Here is a 647-nt window from a genome sequence, read left to right as displayed (position 1 = left end):
GAATGCGGCGGATAGTTGTAATACGGAGGCAAAGGCGCCAGCACTGGCTGTGCTTGCGAATAGCATCGAATTGTTGCAGGAAGTTCATCGCCTGGAGGTGTTCCAGTTTGTCCTGAAGGCAATTGGCGATTTGGAGCCGCGCGAGCGTATAGAGCCTTTGCGTGCGCTTGCCTTCGAGTGCGCCGAGCTTCCCGATGCCAATCGCATGGGCGGACTCGCCGATCTTTTAGACGCGGTAACAGCGGTAGTTGATCCCGGAGTAAAAGGAGAATTACTATCTGCCATCGCGTCAGGGGCCCGCAAGTTCTTCGAGGCTGGATTAGTAGAGGCATTTGGCCATATTCTCGCATCGCTCAACCAGCTTGACGTTGAGGGGCGGGCAGCACCTTTGTTGGCACTTAGAGCCAATATTCGATGGCTACCGGAAGAGGTGAGGCAAGAAGCGATGCACCACCTGTTACTATTTTCATAAAGGCGATGAGCGCGGCATCGATGAGTGCGGCATGTATGTTCCTAGTCTCACTGTGTCATAAAAAATAGCGACTTCCATCTTCATTTCAGTTCATAATTAGGATTCCATATTTATTAGTGGGCTGCAATGGAAAATCTAGCGAAGTTTGATCGCTACATCGAGCACCTGTGTGCGG

1 protein-coding gene is annotated in these 647 nt (G+C 51.5%); it reads left to right on the top strand.

Features of this window, described 5'->3' with window-relative positions; genetic code table 11:
- A partial coding sequence (locus tag AWB78_RS42960; RefSeq protein WP_157697928.1) for a hypothetical protein occupies positions 1–472 on the top strand: 472 nt, incomplete at its 5' end.
- Positions 473–647: the final 175 nt, after the last annotated feature.

This window comes from Caballeronia calidae (assembly GCF_900044055.2).
Lineage (GTDB): Bacteria > Pseudomonadota > Gammaproteobacteria > Burkholderiales > Burkholderiaceae > Caballeronia > Caballeronia calidae.
The sequence above is the reverse complement of the archived record's forward strand: the minus strand, read 5'-3'. Positions and strand labels throughout refer to the sequence as shown.